Source organism: Blautia sp. CGZ-1-C1 (genome assembly GCF_056504575.1).
In genome coordinates, this window is the sequence record NZ_JBWLUT010000106.1 from 1 (window position 1) to 16982 (window position 16982).

The 16982-nt window shown below is 40.8% G+C and carries 17 protein-coding genes and 2 pseudogenes; 2 read left to right on the top strand and 17 right to left on the bottom strand.

What is annotated here, in order from left to right; genetic code table 11:
* Positions 1–83, top strand: a pseudogene (locus AC058W_RS09530) (helix-turn-helix domain-containing protein); the annotation flags it as partial.
* Between the two features lie 612 nt (positions 84–695).
* On the opposite strand, the gene AC058W_RS09535 reads toward AC058W_RS09530, so the two are convergent.
* The 14 genes and pseudogenes from AC058W_RS09535 to AC058W_RS09600 form a co-directional block, all read right to left on the bottom strand.
* Positions 696–1793, bottom strand: coding sequence for an RNA-guided endonuclease TnpB family protein (locus AC058W_RS09535; protein WP_117845575.1), 1098 nt, complete (start codon positions 1791–1793; stop codon positions 696–698).
* A pseudogene (tnpA, locus tag AC058W_RS09540) lies at positions 1756–2129 on the bottom strand (IS200/IS605 family transposase). Before tnpA ends, AC058W_RS09535 begins: the two are co-directional and overlap by 38 nt.
* Positions 2130–2322: 193 nt before the next feature.
* Complete coding sequence (locus AC058W_RS09545; protein WP_330657013.1) at positions 2323–2616, bottom strand: helix-turn-helix transcriptional regulator; 294 nt, start codon at positions 2614–2616, stop codon at positions 2323–2325.
* 193 nt (positions 2617–2809) lie between these two features.
* Entirely contained in the window at positions 2810–4186 is a 1377-nt protein-coding gene (locus tag AC058W_RS09550; RefSeq protein WP_118419848.1) for a sensor histidine kinase, read from the bottom strand.
* Entirely contained in the window at positions 4174–4836 is a 663-nt protein-coding gene (locus AC058W_RS09555) for a response regulator transcription factor (RefSeq protein ID WP_118137983.1), read from the bottom strand. Before AC058W_RS09555 ends, AC058W_RS09550 begins: the two co-directional genes overlap by 13 nt.
* A 15-nt stretch (positions 4837–4851) precedes the next feature.
* Positions 4852–5610, bottom strand: coding sequence for a lantibiotic immunity ABC transporter MutG family permease subunit (locus AC058W_RS09560; RefSeq protein ID WP_479390009.1), 759 nt, complete (start codon positions 5608–5610; stop codon positions 4852–4854).
* 1 nt (position 5611) lies between these two features.
* Positions 5612–6343 carry a lantibiotic immunity ABC transporter MutE/EpiE family permease subunit gene (locus AC058W_RS09565; protein ID WP_117676362.1) on the bottom strand — a complete coding sequence of 244 codons (732 nt, stop codon included), beginning with the start codon at positions 6341–6343 and terminating at the stop codon, positions 5612–5614.
* Positions 6336–7049 carry a lantibiotic protection ABC transporter ATP-binding protein gene (locus AC058W_RS09570; RefSeq protein WP_117676363.1) on the bottom strand — a complete coding sequence of 238 codons (714 nt, stop codon included), beginning with the start codon at positions 7047–7049 and terminating at the stop codon, positions 6336–6338. The genes AC058W_RS09565 and AC058W_RS09570 overlap by 8 nt, the downstream gene beginning before the upstream one ends.
* 78 nt (positions 7050–7127) lie before the next feature.
* Entirely contained in the window at positions 7128–7766 is a 639-nt protein-coding gene (locus AC058W_RS09575; RefSeq protein ID WP_118137979.1) for an MATE family efflux transporter, read from the bottom strand.
* 108 nt (positions 7767–7874) lie between these two features.
* Positions 7875–9608, bottom strand: coding sequence for an ABC transporter ATP-binding protein (locus AC058W_RS09580; RefSeq protein ID WP_117676365.1), 1734 nt, complete (start codon positions 9606–9608; stop codon positions 7875–7877).
* The gene (locus AC058W_RS09585; protein WP_479390010.1) at positions 9601–11370 is read right to left on the bottom strand and encodes an ABC transporter ATP-binding protein; all 1770 of its coding nucleotides are present in this window, start codon (positions 11368–11370) and stop codon (positions 9601–9603) included. Before AC058W_RS09585 ends, AC058W_RS09580 begins: the two co-directional genes overlap by 8 nt.
* On the bottom strand, positions 11367–12824 hold the full coding sequence (locus AC058W_RS09590) for an ABC transporter ATP-binding protein (protein ID WP_117676366.1): 1458 nt from the start codon (positions 12822–12824) through the stop codon (positions 11367–11369). The genes AC058W_RS09585 and AC058W_RS09590 overlap by 4 nt, the downstream gene beginning before the upstream one ends.
* Positions 12821–13525 (bottom strand): energy-coupling factor transporter transmembrane component T family protein, encoded by a 705-nt coding sequence (locus AC058W_RS09595; RefSeq protein WP_117676367.1) that lies wholly within the window; start codon positions 13523–13525, stop codon positions 12821–12823. The genes AC058W_RS09590 and AC058W_RS09595 overlap by 4 nt, the downstream gene beginning before the upstream one ends.
* A complete protein-coding gene (locus AC058W_RS09600) occupies positions 13522–14124 on the bottom strand; it encodes an MptD family putative ECF transporter S component (RefSeq protein ID WP_117676368.1) in 603 nt (200 codons plus the stop codon). The genes AC058W_RS09595 and AC058W_RS09600 overlap by 4 nt, the downstream gene beginning before the upstream one ends.
* 172 nt (positions 14125–14296) lie before the next feature.
* Between AC058W_RS09600 and AC058W_RS09605 the strand changes: the two genes are divergently transcribed.
* Complete coding sequence (locus AC058W_RS09605) at positions 14297–15271, top strand: helix-turn-helix transcriptional regulator (RefSeq protein WP_117676369.1); 975 nt, start codon at positions 14297–14299, stop codon at positions 15269–15271.
* 142 nt (positions 15272–15413) lie between these two features.
* Here AC058W_RS09605 and AC058W_RS09610 read toward each other — a convergent pair whose 3' ends face one another.
* From AC058W_RS09610 to AC058W_RS09620, 3 genes are all read right to left on the bottom strand, one after another.
* Positions 15414–15767 (bottom strand): hypothetical protein, encoded by a 354-nt coding sequence (locus tag AC058W_RS09610; RefSeq protein ID WP_479390011.1) that lies wholly within the window; start codon positions 15765–15767, stop codon positions 15414–15416.
* Positions 15724–16119: a helix-turn-helix domain-containing protein gene (locus AC058W_RS09615; protein ID WP_242986795.1), complete on the bottom strand. Its 396-nt coding sequence runs from the start codon at positions 16117–16119 to the stop codon at positions 15724–15726. The genes AC058W_RS09610 and AC058W_RS09615 overlap by 44 nt, the downstream gene beginning before the upstream one ends.
* Positions 16120–16200: 81 nt before the next feature.
* A complete protein-coding gene (locus AC058W_RS09620) occupies positions 16201–16956 on the bottom strand; it encodes an N-acetyltransferase (RefSeq protein WP_117676370.1) in 756 nt (251 codons plus the stop codon).
* Positions 16957–16982 lie beyond the last annotated feature (26 nt).

The window sequence follows — 16982 nt, forward strand, 5'->3', positions numbered from 1 at the left end:
CCAGAGATGAATATTTTGAATGGAAAATCAACTGGCCGCAGACTTGTGATGATTGCGGTAAACGGGAACCGTCAAAGCAGTGAAAAAATTCATACAAATAATCCAAAGACCGAAACTCACCATCATACTCTGAATTTCGGTCTTCTTAAACTCATTCGCAGTTGGTCTGTGCCTTCACAGTAACTACAAATATTGTACCTCATATAATTTCTACAAACGTCTTATAAAAATCATATATTTTTCCGTTTTCCTGTGCACAGAGCAAAAAGCGGCTGATGATTGCACCGGTACGGTACGATTCCTGAATATGTGATAAGTGTTCGTAGAGATTATTGGGAAAACCAGCTGTCACTTCTTCCCTCAGCAAAAAAGTTACATATCGATTTACCTTTTTTTGCCAAAGAATACTGGATTTTGGAAACAAGGAACTCATTTCCGCCGGTATAGTAAGCCCACGTTGTTCCTGTGGAAGTGTTTGCGTATGCTGTACTCGTGAATAAAGATATGGATTTTCAATATACTGACGCAGCTTGTCCCTTTCAAGTGACATGCTCCCACCACTTAAATCTTACGATTTTGAAGTGGGGGCTTCCTGCTCGATTGCCTTTTAAGGCAAAGCTAAAACAGGCTATCCCCACGTGTCCCGCGGTTTTGTTTTTTATGTTCATCCGGTTACGGATTTTTTTCTTGCGCCGTCAGGCACATTCTTTATAAATCCTTTTTCCTTCTTCTCGGATATTGACTGCTGCATTCACATCCCGATCCATCCTGTTTCCACATTCACAGACATACATTCTGTCCGACAATGCCAGTTCCTTTTTCTTATGTCCACATACACTGCAAATCTTGCTCGATGCAAAATAACGGTCTACCTTTATAAGATGTTTTCCGCGCTCTTCCAGTTTGTATCCCGGCATGGACAGAAACTGCCCATACCCGTTATCCTGCACGCCTTTCCCAAGATGCAGCCCTCCGGACATTCCTTGCAGATTCAGATCTTCCACGCATACTGCATCATATCTTTCAGCAAGCTCCCTGCTGAGCTTATGCTGGAAATCTTTTCTCTGGTTCTTTATCTTTTCATGAAATAAAGCTACCTTTTTCTTCTGTTTCTGATAGTTCCGGCTTCCTTTTTCACAGTGGGAAAGCTTTCTCTGTTCCCTTGCAAGTTTTTTCTCTGCTTTTCTGTAAAACATAGGGTACCCGGCTTTTTCTCCTGTAGAAAATATACACATTCCCTGCATGGCAAAATCGATCCCGAGAAATCTCTCTGCCCGTCTTTTTTCCACTGTTTGGCTCTCACAGCAGAACAAAAGACTTGCATAATATTTCCCGGATGACTCACGGCTTATCGTTACCGATTTCAGTTTCCAGTCTGACGGGATCTGGCGGTGAAGTTTTATTTTTACGGCAGACATCTTTGGAAGCTTCAAATGGGTATCCTGCAAAAGGATATTCCCATTTACTGCATTGGTCGTATAAGAAATTCCTGAATGTTTTCTTGATTTATAGCGGGGAAATCCGCAGGATGGTTCCCGGAAAAACTTCCGGAACGCACTTTCCAGATGCAGCTGCGCATTCGCCAGGGCAAGGGAGTCCACCTCCTTCAGCCAGGGATATTCCTTCTTATATCCGGCCGGTGTGTTCCTGAGCATCTTTTTTTCTTTCTGGTAATAGCTGATCTTGTCCGCAAGCATCTGGTTATAGATAAAGCGGCTGCAGCCGATTGTTTTCTCTATCTGAATTCTCTGCTCTTTATCTGGATAAATCCTTATTTTTATGGCGCGGTTCATTTTTCTCACCCTGGCTTTCTATATACTGCCGTATCGTTTCAATCGGCGCCCCGCCTGCACTGAGCAGACAGGAGCTTCAGCAGTCTGTGGTTGGCACTTTTACAGGCATTGATGAATTTACGGCGTTCCGTCTTTGGCTGTGCGCAGAACATCACATGAACATGGTCTGTATCGTGATTCCATTCTTCCAGTACGATCCCGTATCCGGGTGCGATATACTCAAAGATCTCTTTTGCTCTTTCGGATATTTCGTTATTCAGTACTTTTCTTCTGTATTTTATAACCAAGGTGATAATATAGCAGAAATACTGAATTGGAATTATGGTCTGATTCTATTGTATTTATCACTCTTTTTCTTATATCGACTGATATGTATTTACGAACTAATTGTTCTTTTTCAGTATACTATATCAGGGGATAGAGAACAAGTGTTTCTTTGGTACTATAAGGACTTTTTTGAGCAAATATGCTCAGATGTGCAATTCTTCTCACCACCTGAAGGACGCCACTGAAAAACTGTTTTTTCATACTATATACAGTGTCTCAAAGTTGATTGATGTACTTTATTTTGTGTTAATTTATACGCAAAAAGGACTTTTTCAGTGGCCTTCCTTACGATAGATATCCATGCAAATTTGATAACGTTATTTTCAGCTTTGGCTACTTTCATGTCTCTTTCAATTTTATTAAGCAATGTCGCATCTCCTTTCAATAATTCGTCCAGGCTTAAATCATATAATTCACTCATTCTTATAATGCTTACAATATCAGGTAGTGATTTCCCATTTTCCCAGTTAGAAATAGTCTGCCTGGAAACATTGATATCTTCAGCAACCTGTTCCTGTGTAAGTTTTTTATAGTACGAGCATTTTTAATTTTATCAGCTATCATAATTCTGTATGCCCCCTTTCTTCTATGAGATTACAGCAAACGTAGTAGTAATGTCTATCAAAAGGCTTTTACATATTAGATAAAAGCATGTAAAATTTCTTTTACATAGCTTAATTGCGTTCTATTTAGCGTGTTTCCTGACTACTCAGGAAAAATATCTCTACCTTCGCCCCACCTGCATTTTCAGAATTTGAAAGTTTAATCCCTCCGCCATATTTTTCAGCCACAGTTTTTGCAAAAAATAGCCCAATCCCATAATGGGCTTCTCCATTTCTACTTGTGTCATCCATAAAAAACTGCTCTGTGCCATGCAATAATGCTTCTTTTGTAAATCCTGATCCACTATCCTCCACAATGAATGTCAGCCGACCATCATGCTCCTTTGCACCAATATAAATGATTCCATTTTCTTTTGTATGCTCCACTGCATTCTGAATCACATTCATTACTGCCCGAAACATTTGATCATAGACAATCATTACCTTTTTATCACTTTGCTTTGCCTTCCAATCTATTTTCTGGTGATAGATTTCTGCCAGCCCAAGTGCCTGCTCCTTTATATCTGTAAAAAAATCTTCTAACATCACCGTTGTATAGGTAACATCACTGCAATTCCATGATTTTGTGACATCTATCAACTGCTGGACATAACTTTGTATCTGTGTTGTACCGTTTAAAACATAGGTAATATTATTTTTCTGTTCCGTGGTCAGTTCAGTCTCTGAAAGTAGTTCTGCATTTCCCCTTACAATCGTAAGAGGTGTTTTAATATCATGCGCCAAAGCAGACATCTGCTGGTTCTTTTCCTGCTCTGTTTTCCATTGCTTTTCTAAGGATTCCCGCAATGCATCTCGCATATCATCGATTGCCGATAAACAATCATCAAACTCTTTGATACCGGAACCAGATGTCTCATACTCCAGGTTCTGATTCTTTATTTGATCGATGGCATCTAACACAGGCTGCATCTGCTTTTTGATTCTTTTTCCAAAACATATGGACGGAATGATGATAATCGCTATCGCTCCAATCACAGCCATAATACTCATCACATTCTGAGGTCCTATAAAATGCTCCCTCAAAAAAGCCGAATGATACTGAGGTGTCAGGCGATATTGCAAAACAACATATTCATTTTCCCTTGAAATTACTTTATAAAAATATTTCCCGGATGCGGTTCCATACTTTGCAACATTCCATGCTATCTGTTCGTATTGTTCTGGAAGATTTCCACCTATTTCCTCTCCCTTCTCTGAAAAAATGACATAATTACAAAGTGCAGGAATCATCTCAGCAGTCACTTTATCTGCATGCAAAATCGTATCATATGCTTCATTAATCTTTTGCTCTGCATAATTCGCCGGATAAATGCAGCCCACACTGATCAAAAGGTAAAGTAGCAGATAAGCAACAATCACCAAACCGACTAATGATCCAAGCATGACAAGTACATATCTCATAAAAATCCTGCTGAGTGCATTGCTTCTCTTTACTCTTCCCATTTATATCCAATCCCCCAGACTGTTTTTATCGGTGTATAATTATACTCCGCAAATTTCGATCTTATATTTTTGATATGTGTAATAATGGTACTGTCATTACTCTCACTGTCAAAACCAAAGACCTTTTCTAAAATCTGTTCCTTCGAGAAAACCTGTCCCCTGTTTTTAGCCAGAAATTCACAGATTTCGTACTCCGCTTTCGTAAGAGAAAGTTCCTTATCATCCATCAACAGTTTCTTTTGAGATATTTGAATGCAGACTCTCCCCAAAACCATCCGGACAGAATGTTCCCTGTGTTCTCTTCTGAGATGTGCATGAATCCTTGCCCGAAGTTCCATCACTCCAAATGGCTTTGAAATATAATCATCTGCTCCCAACGAAAGCCCATTCACCAGACTGTTTTCCTCTGTTTTTGCCGTAAGAAACAAAATCGGACAATCCACAAGTGTCCTGATTTTTTTGCATAACTCGAAGCCATCAATTCCAGGCATCATAATGTCAAGTAAAATCAGGTCATAACGATGTAATTCTTCCATATTAAGTTTCAGTGGATTACTTACTTTGGTAACCAGATGTCCATCCTTAGCCAAAATGTTTTCTATCATTTCCAGAATTGCCGGCTCATCATCAACCGCCAGTATTTTTGCCATAGTTCCCCCTCGATTCTACTCCGATATTTTGTTTCCTTCCCAGTGGTTTACCCACCAAAAATAGTATACCATACTAATCCCTGTAAATATTAAGCAACCTGGTATAAATAACAACCATTCACCTACACTAGTTTCTCCCAATACAGATTGCAGATAAGTATATGGTACTCTACCCGTCCAGCAGACAAATACATATTTCCACACATAATCTCCAAGTCCGGTAAGCATCAATGCACTAATTAGTCCTGATATAATCCCTGCTCCAATGGATACCCCTTTTCCAAACTGAAAAGCCAGAATCAGCTGCCACAGATAAAGTGGAACACTGCTTCCCCACAGCAGCAATGCTGCAACAACACATATTTTTACAATTTCCATATTGCTGTTACTCCAGCTACCACTTGCTGATATCATTCCAAATCCAGTTCCAAATATCAAAGTAGTCAGTAAGACAGAGCCAAGGCAAAGCATCAGTAACAGCAGCAGCTTCGATATAAATGCCACTCCTTTTTTCGATAAGGATAACATATTCTGAAAGTTACCTGCATTTTGTTCCTGCTCCATCACACTTGCTGTAAAAATTCCAATAAGTACCGGAAGTCCTGCTCCTATTGCCTGATAAAATGCGATTATTTTCATATTGTCATCCCATAGTGAAAAAGAGTAGTACATTAAAAATACAACGCTGGTTATAATCGGAATCAGTAAGTGTGCCAGAATCACAGATGTTCCTTTCATCTTTCGCAAGTCTGCATTAAGAGATCTTCCAATCATCTTATTTCACCTCTCTTCTCTCAAACCATTTCAAAAACAGAACCGTTACAAAAACAAACCAGATGATTGAGAGACACATTCCCGGAACAATGACTCCCGTATCCAAAAGAGGATTCCCTGCTTCTGCGGCAAGTCCATTTGGTAAAACATGAAGCAACGGGCACATCATTCGCATAGGGATTGCAGAAACAAGTACATACCAGATTCTGGTTTGTGATATCACTACACCGCTGACGGTAATAAACAAGCAGACAATCAGGTTTACAATCATTCCAAAGCGTTCACTTAAAAATAAAGCTACCGGAATCTCCCATAGCTCAGAAACCGTCAGAAACAATACTGCAATCAACGCTCCTCCCACCGGAACATGTGTCGTCAGAAGAAAACCTCCAAGCGATGCTCCTGCAAACACAATCACATTGGAAAACAGAATCATGCACCCAATATAAATAATTTTCCCCAGCAACAATTTTCTTCTGTCTGTGGGAATAGTCGTTAAATGATAGTATTTTATCTTTTTCTCCTGCGCCACAGAAAGATAACAAAATAGAGCAATCATCCCCGGCAGCAAAAGTGTATACCACCAGTTCCAAACACTTTCTGCATAAGCATTTGTCATCCCAAGAGTAAATATAAATGCCATGACAAATGTAAGAAGAGGAAATCCCCAGATAAACTTTTTTCGCATGGTTCTTTTGGCTTTTTGATGTTCTGCTTTTATAATATTAACCATGGATTTCACCTGCTTTCTGGTTTTTTCTTACCACATTCATAAACAAATCTTCAAGATTATCTCCCTGCTTTAATGCTCCTTCGTATCCTAAGATTCCACCTGAAATAATCCCGACTTTATCTGCAAGTAACTGTACCTCTGAGAGAATATGACTGGAGAGAATTACAGTGATTCCCTGTTCCGGAAAAGCCCGGATCAGCTCTCGTAATTCCTCGATGCCTATTGGATCTAATCCATTCGTAGGTTCATCCAATATCAAAAGTTCCGGTTCTCCAAGCAATGCCATTGCAATGCCTAGTCTTTGCTTCATCCCCAAAGAAAACTGTCCTGATTTCTTCTTTCCGGTGTTTGTAAGTGATACAATCTGCAAGACCTCATCAATTCTGTTTTCATCTGTACCAAGCAATAATTGTCTTACCTTCAAATTCTCTCTGGCGGAAAGATTTTCATAAATAGGCGGATTTTCAATTAACGCTCCTATTTTTGATAAATCTTTCCTATCCAAAAGTTTTCCATCAAAGTAAATCTTTCCTGCAGTTGGTTTCATCATACCAGTCAACATTTTCAATGTGGTAGATTTTCCCGCACCATTCGGTCCAAGCAGTCCATAAATCTCTCCCTTTTCGATATTAAGTGAAACATTATTTACTGCTTTCTGCTTTTTAAAATATTTACATAGATTTTGTGTCTGCAACATCATTTCCATCTTTACTATCCTTCCTTCTATATTTCATTTCTTACTGAAATATAACCTAACAGAAAAAAATAAAGATTTGATGAAGATTTATTCCCGTATGGAATAAACCATCAATTGAATATCATTATCAGGACTCGGCTTTCCACCTTTTTTCAGCCTTTTTCCATTACTTTCATCTAAATTTACCTCCTGCTTTTCATCATTCAATATACATCCGGCGATACTCACCAGCATACATAACTGTGGTTTTCCATTCACCCGGATAAACATTCCAAGTATTGTTCCAAACACCATAAGAGGATAGATAAACAGCATAATCCTGTAATAGTCTGTAAAATAACCTGATAATTCACCATCTGCTCTTAAAAATCCAAGTATCGGTGAAAACAGCACAAATACTGCTAACGATAGGATAACACCGATTACGACTGCTGTAACCATAGTCTGTGAAAATACCTCAGATGCTTTTCTTCTTTTTTTTGCTCCTAAGAGCCGTCCACTGATGACAGAGCCACCCACATCTACACAAAGTCCTGCTCCCAGATAAACATATAGGATTGGCAATCCAAGATTGATTGCTGCCAGTGCATTGTCTCCCACATAATTTCCCGTAAAATAGCCATCTGTAATCGTTATTACCGTCTGTAACAGCATTGCAATAATGCTTGGGATTGAAAACTGAAGTATTGTTTTCAACTTATTTTCTTTTAATTGTCTGATATCCATAATTGCATCTCTCCTTTACAATGACCTATTATAGAGACTCAATTACGCATATGCTTCTGAATTCGTGCTAAAATATAAACCTATTCTATACCTCGAAATAACACCCAATCACAATTTCCACCCCACAGCATGCTCTCTGTTACTAATAAAATGGCGATAGATGCCTTCCTGTGCCATCAATTCCTCGTGTGTTCCACGCTGAACAATCTGACCCTTGTCCACCACAAGTATCTGGTCAGCATGACGAACCGTTTTCAGCCGGTGTGCAATCATAATTACTGTTTTTTCATGCGTTATCTCCTGCATGGCTTCCATCAGCTCCTGCTCATTTTCTGGATCTACATTGGCTGTGGCTTCATCCAGAATAATAATAGGAGAATCTTTCAGCATCGCCCGGGCAATGGAAAGTCGCTGGCGTTCTCCACCAGAGAGCGAACCCCCTGCCTCTCCAATAACAGTTTCGTACCCCTGTGGCAGCTTCATGATAAAATCATGGCAGCGTGCCTTTTTAGCTGCCTCTACAACCTTTTCCATGGATGCATCAGGCTCTCCAAATCGGATATTATTGGCTATCGTATCATGAAACAGATATACATTCTGGAACACAAAGCTGAAATTTTTCATCAGGCTGTCCATACTGTACTCCCGCACATCATGACCGCCCAATGTGACCTGCCCGGCATCCACATCCCAGAAACGTGAAAGAAGATGGCAGAGTGTAGTTTTACCTCCACCCGATGGACCGACAACCGCTGTAACCGTTTTTTGTGGTATTTCCAGTGTTATATCACCTATAATCTGCTTCTTATCATAGGAAAAACTAATATTCTTTGCCTGAATATCATAATTTGTGGGTGCAATCTCCTCACCTGTAATATCCATGGCTGGCAATTTTAAAATGCTTTCAGCCTGATCAACACATGTATTCACCACTCGCAACAGACTTGACTGGGTTCCTGCCTGTTCCACCCCCTCGGTAAGCAGAAAGGAACAGCTGCACATCATCACACAGTCAAAAAGCTCCATGCGCCCTGAGGTATAAAGTCCGATAGACAGGACCACTACACTTACATCAATGAATTTTGCCACCGCATTCTGAGCCAGCATAAGTGGCTGAAGCTTTAATTCCATATCTATGTTGGCGGCAGAATTTTCATCAATGGCTGTTTCGAGCTGACGGTTATACTTTCCTGTGAGGGAATAGGATTTTACTTCAGCGATACCCTTAATAAATTCCAGAACACGCTCTACGACCGCAGTATCGCTTTCGGTCTTACTTCGCGTCGTCTGTTCGGATTTCGCCTGCATAGCCTTGTTCACAACAAAATAAAGAGCCAGACCTGCTATGATAAGTATTCCTACCCTTATGTCAAAGAAAAACAAAGCCAATGTCATCACCATCGTGGAAAAGATTCCTTCTGTAACGAACATCACCACACGGGTAGATACTCCTGAGAGATTATCCATGGTGTTTGTAGTGACAGATGTAATCGCACCAAGGCTGTTTTTATTAAAATATCCCATAGGAAGATAGCGCAGATGTTCAGCAATCTGTACTCTCTTGTTTGCAGTAGTAGAATATCCTCCATCCGTCTGCAGGGCTGTTGCCTTATATTTAAGTAGCGAGGAACCAACCACAGATACCAGCATAATTACAAATGACAGCAGGATTGCCTTTGTCGTAACTGCACCATTTAAAATTGCCTGCAGCATAACTCCGATTGCAGGAATTTTCATCGCAGAAAAAATAGCTGCCGCAACGCCAAGTCCGATAGATATATAAAACTCTTTCCGCTCCCGTTCGTCACAAAACCGGAAAAATTTTCTTAATATATCAAGCATTTTCACTACCTCCCTTTGCAGTATCCCTGGATGCGATATGGGCATTCCAAAGCTTTTGATACAGAAGGCAGCTTTTCAATAGTTCGTCCTGTGTCCCCACTGCCTCAATACATCCGTTATTGACTACAATAATCTGATCTGCATCTACAATAGTAGATAGCCTGTGAGCAATGACAATCAGCGTTTTTCCATGTACCAGCCTTGCCACACTCTCCTGAATCACCGCCTCATTTTCTGGGTCTGTATATGCGGTAGCCTCGTCCAGAATAACGATAGGAGCATCTTTGAGCATCGCGCGGGCAATGGAAATGCGCTGTCTTTCGCCACCGGAAAGATGTCCGCCACCGCCTCCGACCTGTGTTTCAAAGCCTTCCTCAAGTCCCATAATAAAATCATAACAACCACAGTCCTTTGCAGCCTGTTCCACCTCTGTATCCGTCGCATCCTGTTTTCCCATGCGGATATTCTCCCGCACAGTAGTATCAAACAAAAAGTTATCCTGAGATACATATGCAATGAGGCTGTTATAATGTTCGGATGAAATGTTTCGGATATCTGTTCCCCCAACAGTTATAGAACCATTACCTACATCCCAGAATGATGCAATCAACTTAGCAATTGTAGATTTACCACTGCCCGACGGACCAACCAGTGCATTCACCGTCCCTTCCTGGAATGTCAAATTCACTCCATGCAATATCTCCTCATCACTGTATCCAAAATGAACATCCTTTAATTCTATGTTACGACTCTCAGGCGCTTTCATGTCTGTTTCCGGGCGGCTAAGTTCAGATGCAGTTAAAATATCCACCACCTGCCCAATGATTGTACCTACCTTTGCCAAATCATCTGTAAATTTCATGCAGCCGATAATCGGAATTACAAGCCCCATTGACAGAATAACGATTAGAACAAATTTTTCCGGTGCCAATGTTCCTGCCTTCAACAACATTCCTCCAATCGGAAGCACAGATAAAAGTGTCGCAGGCATAATATTCATGGCAAATGTAAAATAAAAGTTGCTCTTATTCATCCAGTCTATGTAGCTTTGGGCACATTCTTTAGCAGCCTTCGTAAATTTTTCATAACTGCTTTTTGCTTTTCCAAATGCCTTGATAACTTCAATTCCACCGATATACTCCACTGCTGTATCATTCAGCGTATTGATTGCTGCTACCGTTCGTGCATAATTTTTCTCATATCCTGCCATCATCAGCATAAAGAAAATCATTCCCAGCGGCAGTGTGATAAGTGATGCCAGAGCCATACGCCAGTCAAGAACAAACAGATAGCAAAGTGTTGCCAGTACTACCATGGCATTACTGCTCATCTCCGGAAGCACATGCGCCAGTGTTGGTTCAATACTGTCTACCCGTTCCACAAGAATGTTCTTTAATTCCCCTGAGCCTTTTGCCTGTACAGCGCCAAGCGGCATACGAGAGAGTTTGGAAAGCCCCTGCTTACGAATGTTTGTCAATACTGTAAAAGTTACCTTGTGAGACAGCATCGTAGATAGAGAATGAAACAGCACTCTGAACATCCAAAATACCGCCATCACTGCACAATCCATCATATACCCGGTAAATTCACGATTGCCATCCATCAGCTTTTCAAGAATCCTTGCCATCACCAAGAAAGGAAACATCTGAAATACTGCCCCAGCCATAGCCAGACACACACTTCCAATGTATCCGGATTTTTTCTGTCCTGCAAAAGTAAATATCCAGCCAAATGTACTTTTAGTTTCTTTCAAGTTTATCACCTCACATCAAAAATCTCCTGAATCCTCTGAACGGATTCCTCTGAGATACTAAAATCATCCATTACTCTGCCACGATCCAGATGTAATACCCTTGTACAGGTTCGGCAGAAGAATTCGTAATCATGTGTCACTATAAAAATAATCTTTCCCATCTTAGATAGCTGCCTGATTAGTTCGGCAAGCCTTACCATACTGTCATAGTCCAGTCCGCTGGTGGGTTCGTCAAACACCAGCAGGTCTTTTCCACAAACCATAGAACATGCTGCTGCCAGCCGTTGCTTTTGCCCACCTGAGAGCGTATTCGGGTGACGTTCCCGAAATGGTACAAGCCCTAACTTGTAAAGCGTCTGATCTGCAGTCTCCATATCAGGATTCCGAATACCGAATGTACACTCTGCCTCCACGCTTTCAGCAAAAAGCTGGTAATTGACATCCTGCATAACCATATAGGAGCACCTCATACGCTCTTTAGATTTTTGGGGCTTTCCATCCCATAAATATACGCCACACGCCTCTTTGTGCAATCCGCATAGTGCACGTGAAAATGTTGTTTTCCCAGCTCCATTATGACCAACAACTGCAATAACATCCCCAGATGCCGCCCGATAAGATATATTCTGCAAAACAGGCTGCTTGCGGTATGACAGCATAACCTCCTTAAGTTCCAAACGACATAAAGCAGACTTTGTACTCCGTTCGTTTGGAAGTTCCTTCGCCAGCTCAATCGCCCGAAGCCCCATTTTTTGTCGCTTTGTGACATCTACTTTAAAAAACTGCTCCGGTGTCCAATCTCCTGCAATTTTTCCGTTTTCCAGATAGATAATCCGGTCTACCACATCCATCAGATAATAAAGACGGTGTTCTGCTATAATTATTGTTTTGCCCTGAGCTTTGATAAGTTTCAAATGCTCTCGCAGTTCTTTGATTGTCGCCATATCCAGATTACTTGAGGGTTCATCCAGCAGATACACCTCTGGATTCATGGCATATACCGATGCAAATGCAATTTTCTGCTTCTCACCACCTGACAAAGCAAAGATATTCCGTCCCAGCAATGACTCTATATGTAAGGATTTGGCTGTTTCCATCACGCTGGATTTTAGTTCTTCCTGTGGGACGGCTTCATTCTCCAGTCCAAATACAATCTCGCTGTCGGTATCAACATTGAAAAATTGTGTGCGCGGATTTTGAAACACACTTCCAACCTTTTCTGCAATTTGATACATAGGAACATTGAATAAATTCTCACCATTGAATAACACTTTTCCTGTCAGTTCTCCATCAAAAAACTGTGGAATCAGCCCATTAACGAGACGGGTCAGCGTAGTTTTTCCGCAACCACTTTGTCCGCAAAACAGCACACACTGTCCATCTGGAATCGTCAGATTGATGTTTTTCAGTCCCCCTTCTGTGCCTTCGGGATAGGAAAACGATATATCCTGAAATTCAATCATATACCCACCACCTTCCATACAATCTCAGATGCGAGAAATACTGCAAACAGCACCATTACCGCCCAGTCAGCCACCCTCATTCTAATCTCCACAAGGCAGGTTCGGGGCTTTGGATTCTCTATCCCTCTTGTCACTGAAGCAATGGAGAGTTCATCAGCCGTCTTTGATGCAGCCGTCAACATCGGTACATAGATACAATTTACTGTCATGGCAGGCGCTTTTAGAAAACTAATCAATGTCGGCGATACATCTCTAAGCCTCATGGCATCCTTGATATAATGCCAATCCTCCCTGATAGCCGGCAGATAACGCAGCATGACTGCGATAGGAATGGTCAGCTTCTTCGGACAATGCAGGCGTGCCATGGCAGAAAGAAATTCTCCTACCTTCGTGGTACTGATAACAAGTCCAGCCATCATTCCGCAGGCATAAACCTTGTGTACAAGACCCAGAAATGCCACAAACATTGTCTGCCAGACTCCGCTTACTGCTTTCATACACCAGGCTGTAAACAGACAGATAAGTGCATAGGTCAAAATACCATATATTGCCTGTCTCCATTTTCCGCATAACGCTGCCAGCAATCCAATAAGACACACCAGAACGAACTGAAAAAATATATCAGGTGCCAACATGACACAAAACACACAAAGCAGAACCAGAAACAACTTGGTGCGGGGATCAAAATTCAGCCTTCTCATTTCGTGATACCTGCTTTTTCAAACTGTTTTTTGAGCATCTTACAGCCTACGAAGGCGCTAAGCGCAGCAGAAATAACTGTTCCAACAAGCATGATTACCATAATCCATATACTTCCTGTCGCACGCATAGTGTCTATATATGACTGCTCTGTCCCATTTCCAAGCATGGTTCTTGCCCAACCATCTGGATTTGCAAAGAACACCAGATAAGAACTTGTTCCTCCAAGTGATAGCAAAATATATGAAATTGAATTAATCTTTTTACTCTGATACTGCCCTGCACCTGCCACCAGATCAGCAACAATACCCATGACCAGATACCCAAGTGCCATAGCCCAATGCATACCTGTCACGAACCAGATGATACACATAATCACTCCCAGAATCGTTGCTGTAAAACGCTTTTTAACCTTCGCCATCATCAGAAGATAGATAGGTCCACACAGCAATGCACTTCCCACAGGCATATAAAAGGTCAGAACCGGATTGGGTGCGAAAAAAATTCCTCCCACAAGGGCGAATACCAGAAAGAGTGCTGAAAAAATACCAATAGTAACAAGATCCTTTACTGTAAGACCTTTTTTCTTGTTTGTTTGCATGATAAAATCTCCTTTTCACATAAATTTGACTTTTGTATAGTTAGTTGCTATACTTCGATTAGAAATAACTAACCAACAAATAAGCTATCATGCAGCTTCAATTCTTTCAATAATTACCATCTTTTTTAGGCTAATCGTTGCAAAGAATTGTCTGTTCATTGCAAGGAGCATCATGAAAAAAGATATTTTATCAGAATATTATCGTTCGCTTCTGGAACAAAACAATTTTATCCCGATTCCATGTCCGGAGAGATTCAGTCCTGCCGGACGTTGTTGGAAAATTGAACCCTCCGTAGGCGGTGGCTTCTATTGGGTTTACGGAAAAGAAAACCTGTACGATATCAAAATCCACGATTTTTATTTTCATGAAGAGTTTTATCTGAATGCAGAGATTCCGGAGTGTATCAACATTTTTCGCTATGATTCTATTTCCGGTGAGGAGCTGAATCCTTACCGAAGGCTCTCAGCCGATGAAATTCAGACTATTGTAGGCGGAAAACAGCTCTACCGTGCTCTTATTCATAAGCGCATACCTGTCCATTCAGTAGGAATTGAAATATTTCCGGCTTATTATGATGACTTTCTAAAAAAGCAGTACCCGGATGACTATTTTAACCTGCCTGCCGCATTTGAGAGTGTTGATCAGTCTAAAGACTTTCCAGCCATGTCGAAGCTTTTATTTGAAGTAGAGAATTACCGTGGTAATGGCATGGCAGCATCCTTATTCTTTGATGCAAAAGTAACAGAGGCAATTTCTTTAGTTGTAGATACTTGGAAAAAACAAGAACAGAAACAGGAACGACCATTGTCAACAGCAGATTCTGAAAGTTTGCAAAATGTGATAAGCTATATAGCAGATCACTATGCATTCGACCTTCCTCTTGAACGTCTGGCTGGTATTGCCTGTATGAGTGAAAGTAAATTCAAAAGTTGTTTTAAGCGACAGTTCGGGTGTAATGTAACTCAGTACATTCAGGGACGCCGTATGAGTCAGGCAGAACACCTGCTAATTGATACAGATTTCACTATGGGACAGATTGCTCAGATGATTGGATATACTACATCCAGCCGATTTGCAGAATTGTTCAAGAAAAGCACAGGGATACTGCCTGTCGAGTATCGAAAAATTGCAAGAAATAATCAATAGAGACAGATACACACTAAAAGAGACACAGCGTTTCATTGATATAATGAAAGAACTCTATGTCTCTTTTTCTCCTATCATTTTTTCTTTACAGGAATCCAGATTTCAGAATAATAGTTGTCATCCATTGTTCATTTTTTTGCTTTTACCCTTTTACCGCATACACATACCCAATACCATTAGGCGACCTCATCTGATATCCTGAATTTGCCTCATTGTATTTCTTAAAATATCTATCTGTCATTTTCTCAGCATCCAAATGCTCTATCAGTTCAAATCCATACTTCCACAAAAGCATATCCATCTCCTCATAGGAATAGCGTGCTTTCATCTGTTCTCCTGCTGCTGTTGCCAGCATCTGTGTTTTCCTTCGGTCATCAATCCCTTTCACTACATCCAGATAAAATAGACCACTCCGATTGCAGTATAAATAGATTTTCTTCACACCATTCATTTTAAATCTCGCCTCTGCATTGCCCTGTGGATACAGCTTCACCATCTGTCTCCTCAGCTTCTTCCTGCTGTAGCTGCAATCCATGACACTGAATTACTGTTTCTCCCATGCTGTGAACGATATTTCCACACACCGGACACACATAAAAATGTGAACGCAGCATATTGGCTGATACATTGGAATTAACTATTGTATTGCCGGAAATAAGCTCTGTCACCGACACCGATAATGCATTGGCAATGGATTCTAATAGTGTGATATCCGGATATCCCTTAGCTGTTTCCCATTTGGAAATTGTCTTTGCACTGACTGACAACTTATCTGCCAGTTGCTGTTGTGTCATGTTTTTTTCCTCACGCAGTCTCTTTATGACTGCACCTGTTACATACTGATTCATGTTCATTACCTCCATGACACCATTCTATCTCAGCGTATGAATATCCTCAACCTACGGAGAGTAGAGTTCGAATTTGCTCATTTATTTTTTCATCCCATCCAGAAGCTTTATAAATCTTTTATCATTCATCTGCTCATTCGTGACATATTCTCCATTATAAAATAATGCATAGGTTGTAACCGGTGTCGGAGCATTCTGCGCTTCTTCTTTCGTTTCCAGTCTGGTTGCCTTAAACGGAACCTCTCTTTCCCTGGCAACTTCAAGAAGCACCGGAACATACTTTGCATTAAACGGACATTGATTGGTATAGTACAGTACATAGCCTGTCTGCTCAATGTGTGGATGCTTCGCACACTCCTTAAATTCAGGCTTATCCGCATCCAAAGAAAAAGGCAGATACCAGAGCTGAATACCATTATCTGCTTCATCACAGACGGTAAAGCCCTTATATTTCAGGAACTTCGGATCTGCCAGAAAAGGCTTTTTCTTAGCGGCTGACAGGATACAGATTCCCTTTTTCCCCTTCGCTTTGCTGTCTTCTATACAGACATTCAGTAAATCAGTCGAGTAACCATTGCCTTTGAAAGAACCAGCCACCCACAAACAGTCAATGTACATATAACCCTCTGCTATGATTGGATTCCATGCATTTTCTGCCGGAATATACTCGATAAAGCATTTTCCACGCTCTACACTCTTGAGAAATACCAATCCATCATCAAATCGCTCTTTCAGCCAGTTTTTCTTTGATATTACCTGTATATCCTTGTTGCTTGAAATCGCACAGCAGATATGCTCTTTTTCTATATTTTCTTTCGTCACTCTTATATATTCCATGGATTTCCTCCTACTTATTCGTGACA